Origin of the sequence: Lentzea jiangxiensis, assembly GCF_900104175.1 — a bacterium.
Taxonomy (GTDB): Bacteria; Actinomycetota; Actinomycetes; order Mycobacteriales; family Pseudonocardiaceae; genus Lentzea; species Lentzea jiangxiensis.
This window is the reverse complement of record NZ_FNIX01000003.1, coordinates 661,873-679,455: the sequence shown is the minus strand read 5'-3', so window position 1 is coordinate 679,455 and position 17,583 is coordinate 661,873. Positions and strand designations below refer to the sequence as shown.

The following is a 17,583-nucleotide window of genomic DNA, read 5'->3' as shown; positions in this document are numbered from 1 at the left end:
CATGGCGAACGTCGCTGAAGGCGGCCGCTGGTTGAGGAAGTTCCGCGCCACGTCCGAAGAAGCTCCGCAGCTGGTGTGCTTCCCGTACGCGGGCGGCTCCGCCGGGTGGTTCACCAGGCTCCGCATGGACCTCGCCGGCGAGGTCCAGCTGTCCGCGGTCCAGTACCCGGGCCGCCTGGACCGCCTCCGCGACCAGCCGATCGACGACCTGCACGTGCTGGCGGACGAGGTGTTCGCGGTGCTGGACAAGAGCCGGCCGGTGGCGCTCTTCGGGCACAGCATGGGCGCCGTGGTGGCGTTCGAGGTGGCGCGACGGCTGCAGGCCGCCTCCGTCCCCGTCTCACACCTCTTCGCGTCCGGCCGAGCGGCGCCGCACCTGCAGCGCAACGCGGGCGTGCACCTCATGTCCGACGACGACATGGTCACGGTGATCGAGTCGTTGGGTGGCGTCGAACCGGGCGCGCTGAGCAACGCCGAGCTCCGCGCGATGGTGCTACCCGTTGTGCGCAACGACTACCGGGCGATCGAGACCTACAGGTGCGAACCTTTCGCGTCGATCACCGCGCCGATCACCGTTCTGGCCGGCACCGACGACCCGATCGTGCCACTGCCGGACGCGAGCGAGTGGACGCGGCACACCACCGGGTCATTCGCCCTGGAGAAGTTCCCCGGTGGGCACTTCTTCCCGGTGGGCCAGTGGGGGACCATCGCGGATCTCGTGCGGCGCGAACTCCGCGGCGGCGCCGGACTCGGCAGCGGCGGACGACACGGCCGGGACGAAGCCGCCGGAGCCTGACCGGTTCGCCCCCGTGCCGGCCGGGCACCGCGGGGTGGTGCGGTGCCCGGTGTGCCTGCTTTCCGGGGTCACGTACGTGGGACGAGACCCGCCAGTGCGGAGGACAGCTGGGTGCGCCGGCGTACGCCGAGCTTGCGGTAGATGTTGGTGAGGTGGAATTCGACTGTGCGTCGCGAGACGTTCAGTTTGCGGGCGATCTCGTCGTTGGAGTTGCCGTCGAGGACCAGTGCGGCGACGCGGCACTCGTGCGGCGTCAGTGCGAGTGCGCTGAGCCGGGGAGCGGGGGGCGCGGCGTTGGTCGGTTCGGGGTGGTGCGGCACCGGTGCGTGCCGTGTGGCGGCGGAGGTCAGGCCGGCGAGCCGCTGTCCTGGTTGCACGGTGATGCCGCATTGCCGGCCGAGCGACTGCGCTTCCGCGAGGTGCTGCCGGGCGGCGTCGTGCTGTCCTTTCTCCCACCGCGTGGCGGCGAGCTCCAGCAGCACCTCCGCGTGCAGCATCCGCGCGGTCGATCGGCGCAGCACCGAGTCGGCCTCGGTCAGCCACGGGGCGGCGGCGCCGCCGCCGGTCACGATGCCCACGGTCAGCAGCGCGCGACCGATCGCGGTCGGCGCACCCCACTGCCGTGCCAGGGTCAGCTCCTGCAACGCGAGGTCCAGGGCCGGTTGTGGCTGTCCGAGCCGCAGGTGTGCCAGCGCCGCGGAGGACCGCCAGGGGCGCACCGCCGGATTGGGCCGGCCCCAGGCCTGGAACCGCTCACCGCATTCGAGCTGGTCGGCGAGCGCTGCCTCGTGGTCACCGAGTTCCATGTGCACAGCGCCTCTGGCGTGCAGCAGGGCGGTGTGGTGCCAGGTCTGCGGCAGTTGCCTGGAAGAGCCGAAGGGCGTCAGCGCGTTCTTGGCCGCGTCGAGGTCGCCCAGTGCGAGCTGAGCGCGAACCCAGGCGTCGGTGGCGTAGACGTGCCCCAGGTGGTCCAGGGGCAGGTTCGCGGTCCGTGCCGCGGACAACGCGAGTTCCGCGTCCGCGGCGGCGTCGGTGAAGGACCCGTGGTGGTGGTGCGCCCGCGACCGGAGCGAGTGACCCAGCAGGACGATCAACGACAGCCCCTGCCGCTGGGCGTCGAGCAGGATCTCGTCGCAGTGGCGCATCGCGATCTCCGCCTCGTCGGCGCGCAGCAGGGCGTTGATCACTCCGAACATGCGTTGCGGGTGCTGCAGCGCGGAGGCCGCGCCGCCGGACAGCGCCGCGAGCGCGGCCTTGCGGCACAGGGCCAGCTCGACGCCCCGGTTGCTGGCGTCCTCGGCGATCAGCCCGGCCAGCCTGCGGCTCTGCTCGTCACCGCGGCGCCACTGCTGCTCGTCGAACTGGCGGAAGTCCACCTGGCCGGCCTCCGGATCGCGCGAGGGCACGGTGATCCGTTCCAGCATGCGCACCACTTCGACAGCCGCGGGCATCTTGGGCCCGATCTCGTCCATGGCCCGGTGCAGCACCTCGCTGGCGCTGTCGTAGGCACCGTCGAAGTAGAAGATCTCCGCGAGCCGGCAGGCGGCCGCGAGGATCTCCTGCGGATCTTCCAGCCCGAGCATCCCCTCCTCGAGGTGCGCCACGGCCATCCGCGGGTCGAAGTAGGTCTCGGCCAGACCGAGCCGCAGCAGCAGGTCCTTCCTCTGCACGGCGGAGGGGGACTCGTCGAGAGCCCTGGCCAGCAGCTGTGCCCCGAAGCGGGCATCACCCTCGGCGATCACGTCGTCGGCGGCGGTGCGCAGAACCTCCACCGCCCACGGATTGGACTGAGCGGGCGTGCGCAGGACATGGCGTGCCACGACGAGAGCGGGTGCACGCGTGTCGTGCAGGAACCGCGCCGCCTTGGCGTGCAGCTGCTCGCCTTCCCGGTAGCCGACCGCGCTCTGGATGGTGTTCCTGATCACCACGTGCGAGAACTTCAGCCCGCTGTCCGGTGTGAGCACACCCATGCCTTCCAGCTGCCGCACCCGATCAGCGACCTCGCCGGCGTCGGCGTCCATGACGGCGGTCAGCAGGGCCAGGTCCGACGGCTCCACGGCCGCGATCGCCTTGGCGAGTTCGACGAGTTCGGGCGACTGGCGGTTGAGCCGCGCGAGCAGCGACTGGCCGAGTTTCTCGCATTCGGGGCGCAGCAGTTCGTGAGCGGCGCTTTCCTTCGGCGGCACTGATCGTTCCCGCATCACACCCAGGATGTGCCGCGTCACCGTGGGGCAGCCGCCGGTGGCATCGATGAAAGCCTGGGTGAACTTCTCGTCCGGCGTCAGCCCGAGCATTCGTTCGGTGAGCTGCGCGATGTTGCGCGCGGTGAAGAACGCGAGCCTCATGCGCTCGGAGTAGATCTCCAGCTCCGCGATCAGCAGGGGATCGGTCGGCCGGATCCCGGGTGTGCGGGTCATCAGCAGGACGATCGGGAGCTTGACGACGCGGTGCACGAGGTAGTTGAGCCAGCGCAACGACGAGACGTCCGTCCATTGCACGTCGTCGACGACCAGGCACAGCGGTGTGTGCTGGGCGAGCGCGGCCGTGAAGCGGTAGAGGTCGCGAATCGCCCGCTGGACCTGGAACTCGCCGACGTCGTCCCCATCGGCGGTGAGGTGCCCGGCGATGAGGTCGTACCCGGGCGGTGGGGCTTCACCCCCGGGGCCGGGCGGCAACTCGTCGCGCAGGTGCTCGAAGAGCTGCTGGACCACGGCGAAGGGCGTCTCCCGCTCCATCAGCGAGGCTTTCGCGCGGCAGACCAGGAACCCGTGCTCGGAGGCGAGCTCGCACGCCACGTCCAGCAGGGCGGTCTTGCCGAGGCCGGGCGTGCCCTCGACCAGGAGGGTGGAGGGTGTCGCGCGCTTCGCCGATTCGAAAGCATCGACGATGCGTTCCAACTCCGCGCCGCGACCAACGAGGATGGCGCTGCTGCCTGAGTGCTGGTGTGCGTCGGCGACCATTTATGCGCTCCGTAGTTGTCAACTAAGCCAATCGGGTGGTTTTCTGTCTCAGATCAGCTCATATCTTCCTCCTATCGATTCCACGTTACGGGTACCCGTCCGGTCAAGTTCTCGACCCCCTTGCGAGGAAGACTTTGGTGACATTGATCCGCGGGTGAGAACGGTCCTGTTCCGTTCGGGTTGCGCGTAAACGCCGGACCTGGGCACGAGTGACGCTGAGATTTGTCACAGGCCGCCGCGAGACGGCCTCACCGGGCGGAAAGCGGACACGGGATCGCTCGGGTCCATACGAGTCTGCCGGGTCCGTACGAATAGCGGCTCATGATCGATCGGCGACGATGTGCGCCGTCAGCGTGGTTTGTTGTCGATCAGCTCGTCCGTTGCCCGTTCCTCGGCGAAGATGTGACAGCAGAAGGCGCCTCGGCAGCCTGGTCGGCTGCTCGATCGCGGTATCAGGTGATCGGCGGGTGTGGCATCAACGTGACAAGTCCGCGCTGCGGACAACCGTAGTGTCGCGACAGGCGATCGGCGATGTGCGTCACTCTTTCGTGGCAGGCCTGCTGTCCGTTCTTGGCCCGGTGGGTGCGCCTCGTCGTCGTTGCCGCTGGTGAACGACCGCACTCCTGGGTGGCCGCCGCATCATCCGGCCTTCGGGGACCGGACTGCGGACTTCCGTAGTCCGACCGGCTCGAACCTGCTTAGCCTCGTTGGCGTAACAGCGGAACGTGATCGCCTCTTCGAGATTGCCGGTGGACGACTCGTGGGGTGTCGTCCAGCGAGCGTGGCAGAAGGTGGTGGGCCGCTCCGTCCCCGCCATTCTGTTGCGCAGGCTGGAAGTGGTTCGCGGCGATGATGCCGCAATGCGGTCGAGGTGGCGAGACCGTTGTCGTGGAGTTCGAAGACAGGCAGGTTTCCTGGGTCGTCTCAGCATTTCTCTGTCGATGCGGAAAAATCACCGCATCGGTCTGACGAGTCCCTCCTGTGCGACGGACGCCGAGGTCGAATCGACTTCGGCGGCAGGCAGGCCGAACCCACCCGCGGTGTGAAACGGAGGAGCGGACGTCAGAGATGACGAGAACAGATTGACGAAGGTGGACAGTGGTCACTGATTTCTCGGCGGGTGCGTTCCGGTTACCGGGACCTCCGTCGGTGTTCTCGCCTACAGCGACAGCAGCGGGCGATGAGACCACTCGGCGACCACGGCGTGAAGGGCTCCGATCCGCCAGCCGGAACGCGTGCTCGTGGCGGCACGCGCACCGCTGACATTCTGTCGGCCGAGCGATCCTCCGGCTTCGCCGAAGCCGGAGCCGTCCCCTTTCCGGTGCTCTGAAATCCGTTGTCCCGCTCCAACATAAGGATCTCATCGTGTCTTATTCGTCGTCTTCCGAGCCGGTCTTCCTGTTCCCAGGACAAGGCGGGTACTTGCCCGGTGGCCTTTCACGCGTGTGCGCCGACCGTTCACTGCCGCCTGTTGTCGGTCAGGTCGATGCGATCTCCCTCCGGCACGGCGGCCCCACGATCTCCACCCTGCTGGAGAGCGCGGACGCGCCGACCTTGGACATGCTGCTGGCCAGTGACGTCCCTGCCTTGAGCCTGGCCATCTTCGCCACCGAACTGGCGGTCCTGGACCTGGCCCGTGAGCTCGCCGGCGTCACACCGGGTCTCGTGATCGGCCACAGCTTCGGCGAGTTCGCGGCGTTGACCGCCGCGGGAGCGCTCAGCCTGGCGGACGGGGTCCGGCTCGTGATCGCGCGTGACCGCGCGCTGCGCGCTTCGCCCGACGCCGAGGGGGGAATGGTCGCGCTGCGCGTCGGGCGACAGCGGGCGAACGCCGTCGTCGGCTCCCTGGCTGACCGCGGCCTGACGGTCGCGGCCCACAACGGATACGACCAGGTCGTGGTCTCGGGCCCGCACGAGTCGTTGGACCGGCTGACGGCGCTGGCCGGCCTGCTCGGGATCGAGGCGACGCGCCTGCGTGTCCCGTACCCGTTCCACAACCGGCTGCTGGCGGCGGCGAACCGGTTGTTCGAGGCGGAGGTGGCCGAGGTCCGGGTACGCGCCCCGCGGGTGCCGATGTACTCGCCGGTGCTGGGCCGTTACGTCGAGACCGAGCAGGACAGCCGGGAGATCCTGACCAGCCACCTGGAACGGGAGGTCGGCTTCCTGCCGGCCCTGGTGTCGGTGCGGGGTGACGGGTACTCCCACTTCCTCGAGTGCGGTGCGCGCGGCGCCCTGACCGACCTCGTGAGCGCGTGCCTGCCGGGCGTGCAGACCGCGGCACCGTTGCGGCAGCGCCGGACCCTCGACGAACTGCGCAGCGCGTTCGCCACGTCCTCCAGCTCTGAGGCCGGGTCACCGGTCGCACAGGCAGGGCCGAACGGATCGCCGGTGGCGCAGGCCGGTTCGAACGGGTCACCCGTCGCGAGCGCCCGAACGGACGCGGCGCCGGTCGAACCTGCCCGATCGGGCACGCAGCAGGTCCCTGTGCCCGCTGCTGCCGTTCCCGCGACGGCACCCGCGCCTGCTGCCGCCGTCCCCACGACAGCACCCGCGCCCGCTGAACCCGCGCCGTCCGGGGGCGCGGACGCGCCGGGCTTGGTGGACGAGCTGCGCACCCTGTACGCCTCCGCCGTCGGCTATCCGGAGGAAGTGTTCGAGGCCGACATCGAACTCGAGGCGGACCTGGGCATCGACTCCATCCGGCAGACCGAGCTGCTCCAGCGGGCCCGCCAGAAGTACGACCTCCCCGAGGCCGACATCCGGATCACCGACTACACCACCCTGGAGTCGATCGCCGAGCTGCTCACCAAGCTCGGGGCTGGCCGGGTGAAGGCGTGAACAGTCCACGTACCGGTGCTTTCGCCGACCGGATCTGCCTGGTGACGGGAGGCTCCAAGGGACAGGGCCGGGCCATCGCGCGCGAGCTGGCCCGAGGTGGCGGCCATGTGATCGTGAACTGGTTCCACGACATCGACGCCGCGCGGCAGACCGTGGCGGACATCCTCGCGGACGGCGGTTCCGCGGAGCACCTGCGGGCGAGCGTGGCCAAGCAGGACGCGGTCGAGGAGATGTTCGCCGACGTCGCGCGCCGCCACGGGCGGCTCGACGTGCTGGTCAACAACGCCGCGCGCGGGGTGTTCGAACCCGGTCACGTGCTGACCGACCGCGACTGGGAAAGGGCGATCGACACCAACGTGCACGGCCCGCGCCGTTGTTGCCGTGCCGCCTTCCCGCTCATGAAGGACCGCGGCGGCGCGATCGTGAACCTCGGTTCGATCGGCACCAGCGTCGTCATCGACAACTACAGCTGCGTCGCGGTGTGCAAGGGCGCCCTCGAACAGCTGACGAAGTACCTCGCCGTGGAGTTCGGCCCGCACGGCATCCGGGTGAACATGGCGTCCGCGGGAATGCTCGTCAGCAAGACCGTGGAGTTGTTCCCCCGCAGCGAAGAGGTCCTGGAGGCGACGGTCGCGGGCACCCCGCTCGGCCGTCTGGGCACGGTCGAGGAACACGCGAAGCTCGTCGCTTTCCTCGCCTCGCCGGAGGCGTCGTGGATCACGGGGGAGAACGTCGTCAACGACGGCGGGATCCGGCTGGGCGGTGCGCTGATCCGCGCCGGGGGCACGTGGGGCGACGCCCCGCGGCCCGTCGCCGACGTCGCCGACGTCGCCGAGCCCAGCGCGTCGGATGCGCCGGTTCACGATGTGCCCGCCCACACCTCGGACAGTGCGCCCGCCCGCACCTCTGATCGGGCGGCGGACCGCACCCCTGATCCTGCCGATGACGACGGTGCCATCGCCGTCGTCGGGATGGGGATGGTCGTTCCCGGCGCGGAGTCGCCCGAGCAGTTCTGGGAACTGCTGCGCGCCGGCGAGCCCGCGTTCAGCGAACCGGGGGACCGCTATCCGCTCGACACCTTCTGGGCCGCCGATCCGGGCGACCGCGACCGCACGTACGCGCGCACCGCGGGATTCGTCCGGATGGGACGGCATGAGGACGTCGCTCCCGACGCCAGCCTGTCGTCGTCCTGGCTGCGCCACGCCTTGGGGCAGGCGTTGCCGGACGGGCCGTCGTCCCGTTCCTCGCTGTTCATCGGTGCCTGCTCCGACGGCGATCAGCACTTCGAGCAGGCGATGGTGGTCGAGGGGTACGCCCGCATGCTCGCCGAGGCTTGGCCGACGCCCGCGGGGCCGGGGGCGGAACGGCTGCGCTCCCTGCTGCGGGAGCGCTACCGGCTGGCCGCGGGCAGCCCCGAGAACCACCTGCCGGACGGGATCGTCCGCAACGCGGTGCGCGGCCTGCTGCCGGACACCACGCCCGTGACGATCGTGGACACCGCGTGCTCCTCGTCGCTCTACGCCATCGACCTGGGTGTGGCCGCTCTCCAGGAAGGCAGCACCGACCTGGCGCTGTGCGGGGGCTACTTCATGGTCACCCCGCGGTTCAACGTGCTGTTCAGCAAGCTCGGCGGCCTCAGCCGCCGGGGAGCGGTCAACGCGTTCGACGGTTCCGCGGACGGCACGCTCTTCTCCGACGGTGCGGCGGTCGTGGCACTTCGACGGCTGGGTGACGCCCGGCGCGACGGCCAGAAGGTGCTCGGTGTGCTGGCGGGGTTCGGTGCCGCGGCCGACGGCCGGGGCAAGGCCATCGCGGCCCCCAACCGCCGCGGGCAGGAACTGGCGATCGCACGCGCCGGGCAGGAGCACGCCCCGGTCTGGGTGGTCGGGCACGGTACCGGCACCAGGGCGGGTGACGAGGTCGAGCTGACCGCGCTGAACCGGTCGGCGGCCGGTCGGCAGGTGTTGTGCACCAGCAACAAGTCCCTGATCGGGCACACGGGGTGGGCCGCGGGCGCGGTGTCGGTGATCCACGCGCTGCTGGCCCTGCGCCACGGTGTGATCCCCGCCCAGCGGCCACAACCCGGCGCGGCGGCGACCGCGGAGCACGTCACCGTCCCCACTCGGGACACACCGCTGCCCGCCGGACCGCGCCTGGTCGGCGTCTCCGGGTTCGGGTTCGGCGGGACCAACGGGCACCTGCTGCTGCGCGACGAGCCCGGCCCGGGTGAGCCCGTGCCCGCCTCGCGGCCGGCGGCGAAGGACGATCGCATCGTCCTGGTCGCGTGGAGCGCCCACCTGCCGGGCGCACCGGCCTCGGCCGACGTCGCGGCGCGCCTGGGCGACGGGCGTGCGCCTGCTGACGACGCCGGCTTCCCGATGCCCTACCCGGCGCCGGAGTGGAAGGTGAGCAGGCTGCCCGCCGCGGTGTCGGACGCCGTCGACCGCACCCAGCTGATGGCGTTGGACGTGGCCGAGCGCTTCCTGGCCGAACACGGGCACCTGTGGGAGGGCCGCGAGGAGACCACCGGCGTCATCGCCGCGCACTACGGACCGACCCTGTCGTGGTACCAGTCGGCGCTGCGCTGCTACGCCGACGACCTGCTCGCCGTGGCGCCGGGTGAGCTCGACGCGGACGAGTTCACCGAGGCCGCGCTGGCCGTGGGCCGCGCGGTGCGGGCGGGAACCGCCGCGAGCACCCCGGACACGCAGCCCGGTCTGATGGGCAACGTCATCGCTTCGCGCATCGCCAACCGCCACAACCTCAACGGTGCGGTGCAGCTCGCCGACGCCGGACCGGACGCCACCGCGCACGCGGTCCAGACGGCGGTGCGGCACCTCCGCGGTGGAGCGCTCGACCTGGCGCTGGTGCTCAGCCTCAACGGCAACAGCACCGACGAACTGCGCACCCTGCTCGGTCGCGGTCCACTCGGCGAAGGCGCCTTCCTGTTCGCCCTGGCGCGGGAGAGCACCGCGGCGGCCGCCGGGTGGCCCGTGCTCTGCCAGGTCTCGGTCGCCACCGGCAGCGCCGGAGCCCAAGCCCCACGGCCGCTGGACTACCTCGGCGCCAACGGCGCGTGCGACCTCATCGGCGAGCTCGCCCGGCTGGGGGAGAGCCCCCGCGTGATCGCTGCCGGCCCTTCGGCGCCCGGGATCGTGCTGACACCACACCGGCCCGCCCGGTCGGCGCCGCGCAACGAGCGCTACGTCTGCACCTACGTCGAGGAACCCGCTTCCGACGCCGAGTGGACCACCGCTCCGGGGCCGGACTGGCTCGTCGTCGTGCAGCCCGGATGCGAGGAGTCGGTGCCCGCGCAGGTGCGCGAGTCCGGTGCCCACGTCCACGTGCTGGACGAGACCACACCGGTCGAAGCCCAGTTCCCCGACGCCGCGACGGGCGCGGGCCGGTTCAGCCACGTCCGCCTCTTCGCCTCCACCGGCGGGTCGGCGCCCGGCGAGGCCGTTCCGGAAGGGACTCTCCGCGCACACGAAGCGCTGTTCCTCGCGGCGAAGTCCTGCCGCGACCGGATCGACGCCGGTGGCTCGCTCGGCGTGCACCTCGTCGACGAGCTGCGCAGCGGTGTCCCGCACGCCTCCGCCGGCCTGTTCACCGGCATCGTCAGCAGCCTCGCCTGGGACCTCCGCGGGGCGCGGCTGGCCGTGGTGATCAGCTCGGAGACCGGAGGCTGGGACACCCTGAACCGGGAGGTGGCCGGCTACCGCGGCTACCCGGCGGTGCTCCACCACGACGGTGTGCGGCTGCGCACCAAGCTGGTGCCCGCCCCGCTCGACCTGAGCTCGAACGTGTCGCCGCTGCGGCCGGGATCGGTGGTCGTGGTCACCGGCGGCGCGCGGGGGATCACGGCGGCCTGCGCCAAGGAGCTCGCCTCTCGAACGCCGTTGCGGTTGTGGCTGCTGGGCTCGTCGCGGTTGCAGGACGTGCCGGAGGACCTGCTGTACGCGGGCGACGAGCAGCTCCCCGGACTGCGGGCGGACTTCCTCAAGTCCGAACGCGCCCGCACCCCCGGTGCCTCGGTGCGAGAGGTCATGGCCCGGTTCGACCGCCTGCTCAACGCCCGTGAGTCGCAGCGGAACCTGCGGGAACTGCGTGCGCTCTGCGGCGAGGACGCGGTCGACTACCTGAGCTGCGACCTCACCGACGCCGAGGCCGTCCGCTCGGCCGTCGAGACGATCCGGCAGGTCACCCCGGACGTCGACCTGCTCGTGCACGGGGCCGGCCTGCACAACGGCGGCGACATCTCCCGGCTGACGGTCGACGGGCTGCGGCACATCCGCGGGGTCAAGGTCGACGGGTACCGCAACCTCAAGGCGGCGTTCGGCACCGCCCAGCCCGCCCAGTGGTGCAACTTCGGCTCGGTGGCGGGCCTCGTGGGCCTGCCCGGCGAGACCGACTACGCGCCCGGCAACGACTTCCTCCACGGCGCGGCCCGCCAGGCGGCGCTGGTGCGCGGCGCGGACGAGCGCACGCTGATCTGGCCGATCTGGGCGGAGATCGGCATGGGCGGCTCGGAACTGATGCAGGGCAACAACGAACGAGCGGGGATCATGGCTCCGCTCGCCCCGGCCGAGGGTGTGCGGCACCTGGCCGCCGAGCTGAGCACGCCGTCGGTGGCCCAGCCGCTGGTGGCGTTCCTCAACGCGAAGGAACGCGCGACGTTCGGCGAGCAGTTCCCCGGCTTCGTGCACCCGGTGCCGGAACGCACCCGGTGGATGCTCGGCACCCCGCACCGCATCACGCGCGGCGCCACCCAGTGGCTGCTGGACCTCGGCGAGCGCACCGCGGGATTCCTGGTCGACCACACGGTGAACGGCAAACCGACCATGCACGGCACCGGTCTGGCCACCATCGCGGCCGAAGCGGCGACCGCGGTGATGCCCGGCTTGCCCGTCCGCACCCTGGAGAACCTGCGGTTCTCGGCGTTCGTCGCGCCGAAAGCCGGGCCGGGCAACCCCTACCGGGTGACGGCGCGGCCGGACGGCCCGGATCGCGTGCACGTCCGGATCACCAGCGACGTGGTGGACCGGCGTGGCCGCGTGCTGCGCGCGGACCGCCAGCACTTCGCGTGCGACGTCGTGCTGGGCGCCCTTCCGGTTCCCCCGCTCGCCAGGAACGTCGTCACCGACCGGCCGTCGGAGGACCCCTACTACCGCGATGACAGCGCCGTCGTCCTGCGCGGGGTCTACCGAGCGAGCGCCGACGGCAGGGAAGGTCCGGACGGCACCAGTTCCCGCTGGGTGCTGGTCCCGCCCGCGACCGAAGCCGACCACGCGCTCCTGGAGAACCCGCCGGTTCCCACGGTGATGCTGGACGCGCTGGCCCGGACCCGGTTGCTGCGCACCGACGGCAACGGCGTCCACCTGGTCGCGGTACCCCGCTTCATCGACCGCATCGAGTTCTTCACGACGGGCAGCGACGCGGCGGTGAGCAAGTCCAACCCGGACGGCATCCTGCTCGTCCACGTCGACGACGCCAACGTCGAGGAGGCGGTGAACGCGGACGGCCGGGTCCTCATCCGCATCTCCGGTTGCGAGACGTTCGACGTCGGCGACACCAGTTGAGCATGACGGCCCCGACCACCGTGGTCGGGGCCGCGCCCGTCCTCATCGCCCGGTACCGGCCGGGAGATTCCGCGACAAGTGGGCGCCCTGACCGAAATCTGTGAGGTAGAAATGACGCGTTTGAACGTTGGCAACCCCGGCAACGACGTAGCCGTTGTGGGTTTGGGCATGAGGCTGGCCGGTGGAATCTGCGAACCGGCGGACTTCTGGGCCGGTTTGATCGCGGCACGCAGTGAGGTCGGGGACCTTCCCCGCGACCGGTGGTCGTCGTACCCGGCACACGGTCCCGCGGCCGCCGCCGCGGTGAACCGGGCCGTCAGCCGCGCCGCCTACCTGGAGGACGCCGCGAACTTCGACGCGGAGTTCTTCGGCGTCACACCCAGAGAAGCGGTCCTGATGGACCCGCAACAGCGCCTCGTGCTGGAAGTGGTGTGGGAAGCGCTCGAACACGCCGGGATCCCGCCTCTGTCGCTCGCCGGCAGCAACTCCGCCGTGCTGATCGGCGTCGGCGGCGGTGAGTACGGGCAGATGCTGCTCAACGATCCCGAACGGATCGGTCCGTGGAGCAGCATCGGCGGGGCCTACTGCGCCGTCGCGAACCGGGTTTCGTACTTCCTCGACCTGCGCGGTCCGAGCCTGGCGCTCGACTCCGCGTGCTCGTCCTCGCTCGCGGCGATCCACTTCGGACGGCAGGCGCTGCTGTCCGGGGAGTGCGACGTCGTGATCGCGGGCGGGGTGAACCTGATCGCCGCACCCGCGCAGACCCTGTCGCTGGGGGCGTCGGGAGCGTTGTCGGCCGACGGCAGGAGCAAGCCGTTCTCGGCTTCGGCCAACGGGTACGGGCGGGGCGAGGGTGCCGGTGTCGTGGTGCTCAAGAGGCTGGACCACGCCCGGCGCGACGGCAACAACGTCCTGGCCGTCGTCCGCGCGAGCGCGGTCCGGCAGGACGGCCGCACTAACGGGATCATGGCGCCCAACGGCGACGCACAGCAGGAGATGCTCCGATCCATGTACGCCGGGGCCGGCATCGATCCGTCCGCTGTGGACTACCTGGAAGCGCACGGCACCGGTACCCCTCTCGGTGATCCGACGGAGGCGGCCGCGGCCGCGGCCGTCCTCGGTGCCGGCCGGGCGCCGGACTCGCCCCTGCTCATCGGATCGGTGAAGGGCAACGTGGGGCACCTCGAGGCGGGCGCCGGGGTGGTCGGGATCATCAAGACGGTGCTGGCCATGCGTGCCGGTGTCCTGCCGCCCACGGTGGGAGCGCGGGACGGTGTCAATCCCGCGGTCGAGGCGGAGCGGTCGGTCAAGGTGGTGGCAGAGCCGACCGCCTGGCCCGAGGTCGCCGGAAAGCCGAAAATCGCCGGGGTGTCCAGCTTCGGCTACGGGGGCACCATCGCGCACGTCTGCCTGGCCGAAGGCGACCCGCTGGAACCTCACGAGGAGCGGGACGCCACCGACGCGCCGTCCCTGCTCGTCCTGTCCGCCGCCACCCAGGAGGCGCTGGCGCCGACGGCGTCCAGGCTCGCGGACGCGCTGGAGACGGGGGAGCAGGACGTCGACGCGGTGGCGGCCACGCTGGCGCTGCACAGGTCGCACCTGCCGTGGCGGACCGCCGTGGTCGCCACCGACCGCGCCGAGGCGGCCGACCGCCTCCGGGCGTGGTCCGCGACGGAGAAGGTTCCGGGGGTGGTGCACGGACGGGCCACCGAGCAGGCCGCCGGACCGGTGTTCGTCTTCTCCGGGCACGGTTCCCAGTGGGCGGGCATGGGACACGAGCTGCTCCGCTCGAGCAAGCCGTTCGCGGCCCTGTGCGAGCGGCTCGACCCGGTCTTCCGCGAGGAGGCCGGGTACTCGCTGATCACCGAGATCGACGAGGGGGACTGCACGCGGACGGACCGCATCCAGGCGACGCTGTTCGCCATGCACCTGGGCCTGGCCGAGGTGTGGCGGTCCTGGGGCGTCGAACCGGTGGCGGCACTCGGCCACTCGATGGGCGAGATCGCCGCGGCGGTGACCGCCGGCGTGTGGAGCGCGGAAGACGCCGCCCGGTTCGCCTGCCGCCGCGCGGCACTGCTCGAGACCGTGGCGGGACGCGGTGCCATGGTCCTGCTCGACGTGCCGTTCGACGAGCTGCGAGAACGGCTCGCGGGCAAGTCCGGCCTGACAGCGGCGATCGAACCGGCCCGCGGCTGGTCCGTGCTGGCGGGCGACGTGGCCGCGGTGGAGGAGTACGCGAGCGTGCTGGCCGGCGAGGGCCGCGTGGTCCGCCGAGTGGCCTCCGACGTCGCTTTCCACAGCTCGCACATGGACGAGCTCGTCGACGACCTCGGCGCCGCGGTGCACGGGCTGTCGATCAGCCCGGCGTCGTTGCGGCTGTACGGCACGATCCTGGACGACCCGCGTTCCGACGCGCCACGGGATGCCGCCTACTGGCAGCAGAACCTCAGGCGCCCCGTGCGGTTCGCGGCGGGCGTGGAAGCCGCGGTCCAGGATGGACACCGCCACTTCCTGGAGATCTCACCGCACCCCGTCGTCGTCCACAACATCGCCCAGATCGCGGAGTCGCTGTCGGTCCCGGCGGTCACCGCGGCGCATTCGCTGCGTCGCGCGCGGCCGGCGCTCGCGGAGCTCACCGAACAGCTGGGCAGGCTGCACTGCGCCGGAGTCCGCGTCGACTGGCGAGCCCTCTGGCCCCGCTCGGCAGCGATCGCGTTGCCGCGCACGGCGTGGCAGCACAGCCGGTACTGGCTTCCGGAGGCGCCCGTGGACCGGGGGACGGGAGGCCACGACCCGGAGTCCTTCACCCTGCTCGGTTCCCGGCTGACGGCGGCCACCGTGCCGCCATCCGCTGTGTGGCAGACGACCCTTTCGCCCGAGAACAGGCCGTACGACGCTCCGCACACCGTGCACGGCGTGGACATCGTTCCCGCTGCCGTGCTGTTGTGCACGCTCGCCGACGCGATCACGGGTGACGCGGACAAGCCGCGCCACCTCCGCGACATCGTCCTGCGCACACCACTGCCGGCCGAGCAGGACCGCGCCGTCCAGGTCGTCTGCCAGGACGGCAGGGCGGTGCTCTCCTCCCGCCTGCAGGAGGCGTCCGAAGAGACGTCCTGGACCACGCACACCTCCGCTCGCGGCGGCGGTGAGGGCACGGCGCGCACGGACTCGGCCGAGGTGGCCGGAGACCCGGTGCCGCCGATGCTCCCCGCCGGCGCCGACGAGGTGCTCGAGCTGCTCCGGCCGCTGGGAGTGTCGGGGCTGGCCTTCGACTGGCAGGTGGACCACCTGCGGCACGACGACGACGTGGTGCACGCGTCCGTGTCGACGCCCGGCCGTGCGTCCCACTGGGCGGTGGTCCTCGACGCCGCCACCACGCTGTCCTCGCTCCCGCTGGCCCGGCAGGGCATCTACCGCATGCCCGCTTCCATCGAGTCGGTCGAGTGGACCGGTCCCGCTCCGTCCTCGGTCCACCTGGTCGCACGCCTGCGCAGCGGCACCACCGACACCATCGACCTGGACCTGCGGGGGACCGACGGGCAGTCCTCCGCCAGGGTCACCGGCCTCCGGTTCGGCGTTCTCGACGCGGACCAGACGTTGATCACCGACCCCAGGACGTTCCTGCACGGGCTTTCCTGGCAGCCGCTGGAGGTCCCGGCCGTCGAGACACCCGCGGCCACGGTCACCCTGGTCTCGCCCGAACTCTCGATGACCGCGGAACGGCTCGCGAAACACCTCGTGCGGGCCGGTCTGCCGTGCACGCTCGTCAAAGCAGCACAGGACATCTCGCTGCCCGTGGGCGACGGGCCGCATCACGTGGTGTACGTGGCCCCGTACTCCGGATCGGGACACGAGTACGACGCCACCGTCCGCCACCTGACCGATCTCGCCGACGTGACGCGGTCCGCGGTCGCGGCCGACCGGCCGGGAACCAGGTTGTGGGCCCTCACCCAGGACGCCCTGGCCTGCGACACCCCCTCCGGTCTCACGCACCGGCCCCTGTGGGGAGCCGCACGGGTGATCGCCTCCGAACACCCGGAGCTGCGCGGGGGCGTGCTCGATCTGGAGGAAGGTGACGACGACGCCGCGTTCGAACTGGTGGCGCGAGTCCTCAACGATCCTCCTGCCGAGGACTGGCTGGTCATCCGGAACGGTGCACTGCTCGCCGGTCGCGTCGTTCCCCGCCCGGACCGCGGCCAGACCCCGCCGGTGCCCCTGCGGCCCGACGCGACCTACGTGGTGACCGGCGGTCTGGGAGCACTCGGGCTGGAGGCGGCGCGGCACCTCTCCTCACGGGGTGCCCGCCGGCTGGTCCTGACCAGCCGGCGCGGACTGCCGCCGCGGTCCACCTGGACCGAGCAGCACGACGACGCGACCCGGCGCGCCATCGGCGTCGTCGAGGAGCTCGAGAGCCAGGGGGTGAACGTCCTCCCGCTCGCCCTCGACGTGACCGACGCCGACGCCGCACGAGCGGTGCTGACGCCCGACTTCCTGCGCATGCCGCCCATCCGGGGCGTGGTCCACACGGCCGGAGCCGTGCACGGCCGCCTGGTGGACGACCTGGACGAGGAGTCGATCCGGGAAACGCTGCACGCCAAGGTGCTGGGTGCGTTGGTGCTGGACGAGCTGTTCCCGCCGGGAAGCATCGACGAGATGGTGCTGTTCTCCTCCACCGCACCGCTGGTCGTGCTGCCCGGCTGCACCGCCTACGCCGCGGCCAACTCGTTCCTGGACGGCCTGGCCGCACATCGCAGGCACCGAGGAGGCAACACCACCTCGATCGCCTGGACGGTCTGGCGCGACACCGGCATGGGCAAGCTCAGCGCCGACGGAATGCAGAGCATGGAGGCCCAGGGCTTCGGGGACATCACCCCGTCCGAGGCGCTGCGCGTCTGGAACTGCCTGCACACCACGGATGACGGCTACGCGCTGGTCGTCAGGCCGACCACGCCACCGCCGGGAGGACGTCGCGCGCTGTTCGAACACGTCCGCGATCCCCAGAACGGCGGGTCGCGCGAAGGATCGGCGGCCGAGTCGATCACCCTCCTGCGCGATCTGCCCGCGGACGAGGTGTTCGACGCGGCGATGGCCGTGATCCGGAGCGTGGTGGCGGCCGAGACCGGTGTGCCGGAGAACCGGATCGAAGCCGAACGGCCGTTCTCGGACATCGGCCTCGACTCGGTCATGGGCATCGCCATCCGGGGCAAGCTGCAGCAGGGCACCGGAGTCGAGCTGCCCGCGGGCATCCTCTGGACGCATCCCACGCCGGCGGCCCTGAGCCGCTACCTCGCCACGGCAGCGGCGCGGTGAGCTCGTGACCGCGAGAGAATGATCAAGCTGGTGGCGTCGGACAGGAGTCGAGTGGACCGCGTCCGGCAGTGAGGAGAAGTCGCCTGCGGCACGACGG

The 17,583-nt window shown here is 71.4% G+C and carries 5 protein-coding genes; 4 read left to right on the top strand and 1 reads right to left on the bottom strand.

Going from position 1 to position 17,583, the window contains the following annotated elements:
- The first annotated feature begins 1 nt into the window (after position 1).
- Positions 2-796: a thioesterase II family protein gene (locus BLQ91_RS13860; protein WP_090097184.1), complete on the top strand. Its 795-nt coding sequence runs from the start codon at positions 2-4 to the stop codon at positions 794-796.
- A 68-nt stretch (positions 797-864) separates the two neighbouring features.
- On the opposite strand, the gene BLQ91_RS13855 is transcribed toward BLQ91_RS13860, so the two are convergent.
- Positions 865-3,756 (bottom strand): helix-turn-helix transcriptional regulator, encoded by a 2,892-nt coding sequence (locus BLQ91_RS13855; protein WP_090097183.1) that lies wholly within the window; start codon positions 3,754-3,756, stop codon positions 865-867.
- 1,365 nt (positions 3,757-5,121) lie between these two features.
- Between BLQ91_RS13855 and BLQ91_RS13850 the strand changes: the two genes are divergently transcribed.
- The 3 genes from BLQ91_RS13850 (at position 5,122) to BLQ91_RS13840 (ending at position 17,486) form a co-directional block, all read left to right on the top strand.
- On the top strand, positions 5,122-6,594 hold the full coding sequence (locus BLQ91_RS13850; protein ID WP_090097182.1) for an acyltransferase domain-containing protein: 1,473 nt from the start codon (positions 5,122-5,124) through the stop codon (positions 6,592-6,594).
- Positions 6,591-12,173 carry an SDR family oxidoreductase gene (locus tag BLQ91_RS13845; RefSeq protein ID WP_090097181.1) on the top strand — a complete coding sequence of 1,861 codons (5,583 nt, stop codon included), beginning with the start codon at positions 6,591-6,593 and terminating at the stop codon, positions 12,171-12,173. The genes BLQ91_RS13850 and BLQ91_RS13845 overlap by 4 nt, the downstream gene beginning before the upstream one ends.
- Positions 12,174-12,284: 111 nt before the next feature.
- On the top strand, positions 12,285-17,486 hold the full coding sequence (locus BLQ91_RS13840) for a type I polyketide synthase (RefSeq protein WP_090097180.1): 5,202 nt from the start codon (positions 12,285-12,287) through the stop codon (positions 17,484-17,486).
- The last annotated feature ends 97 nt before the right edge of the window (positions 17,487-17,583 follow it).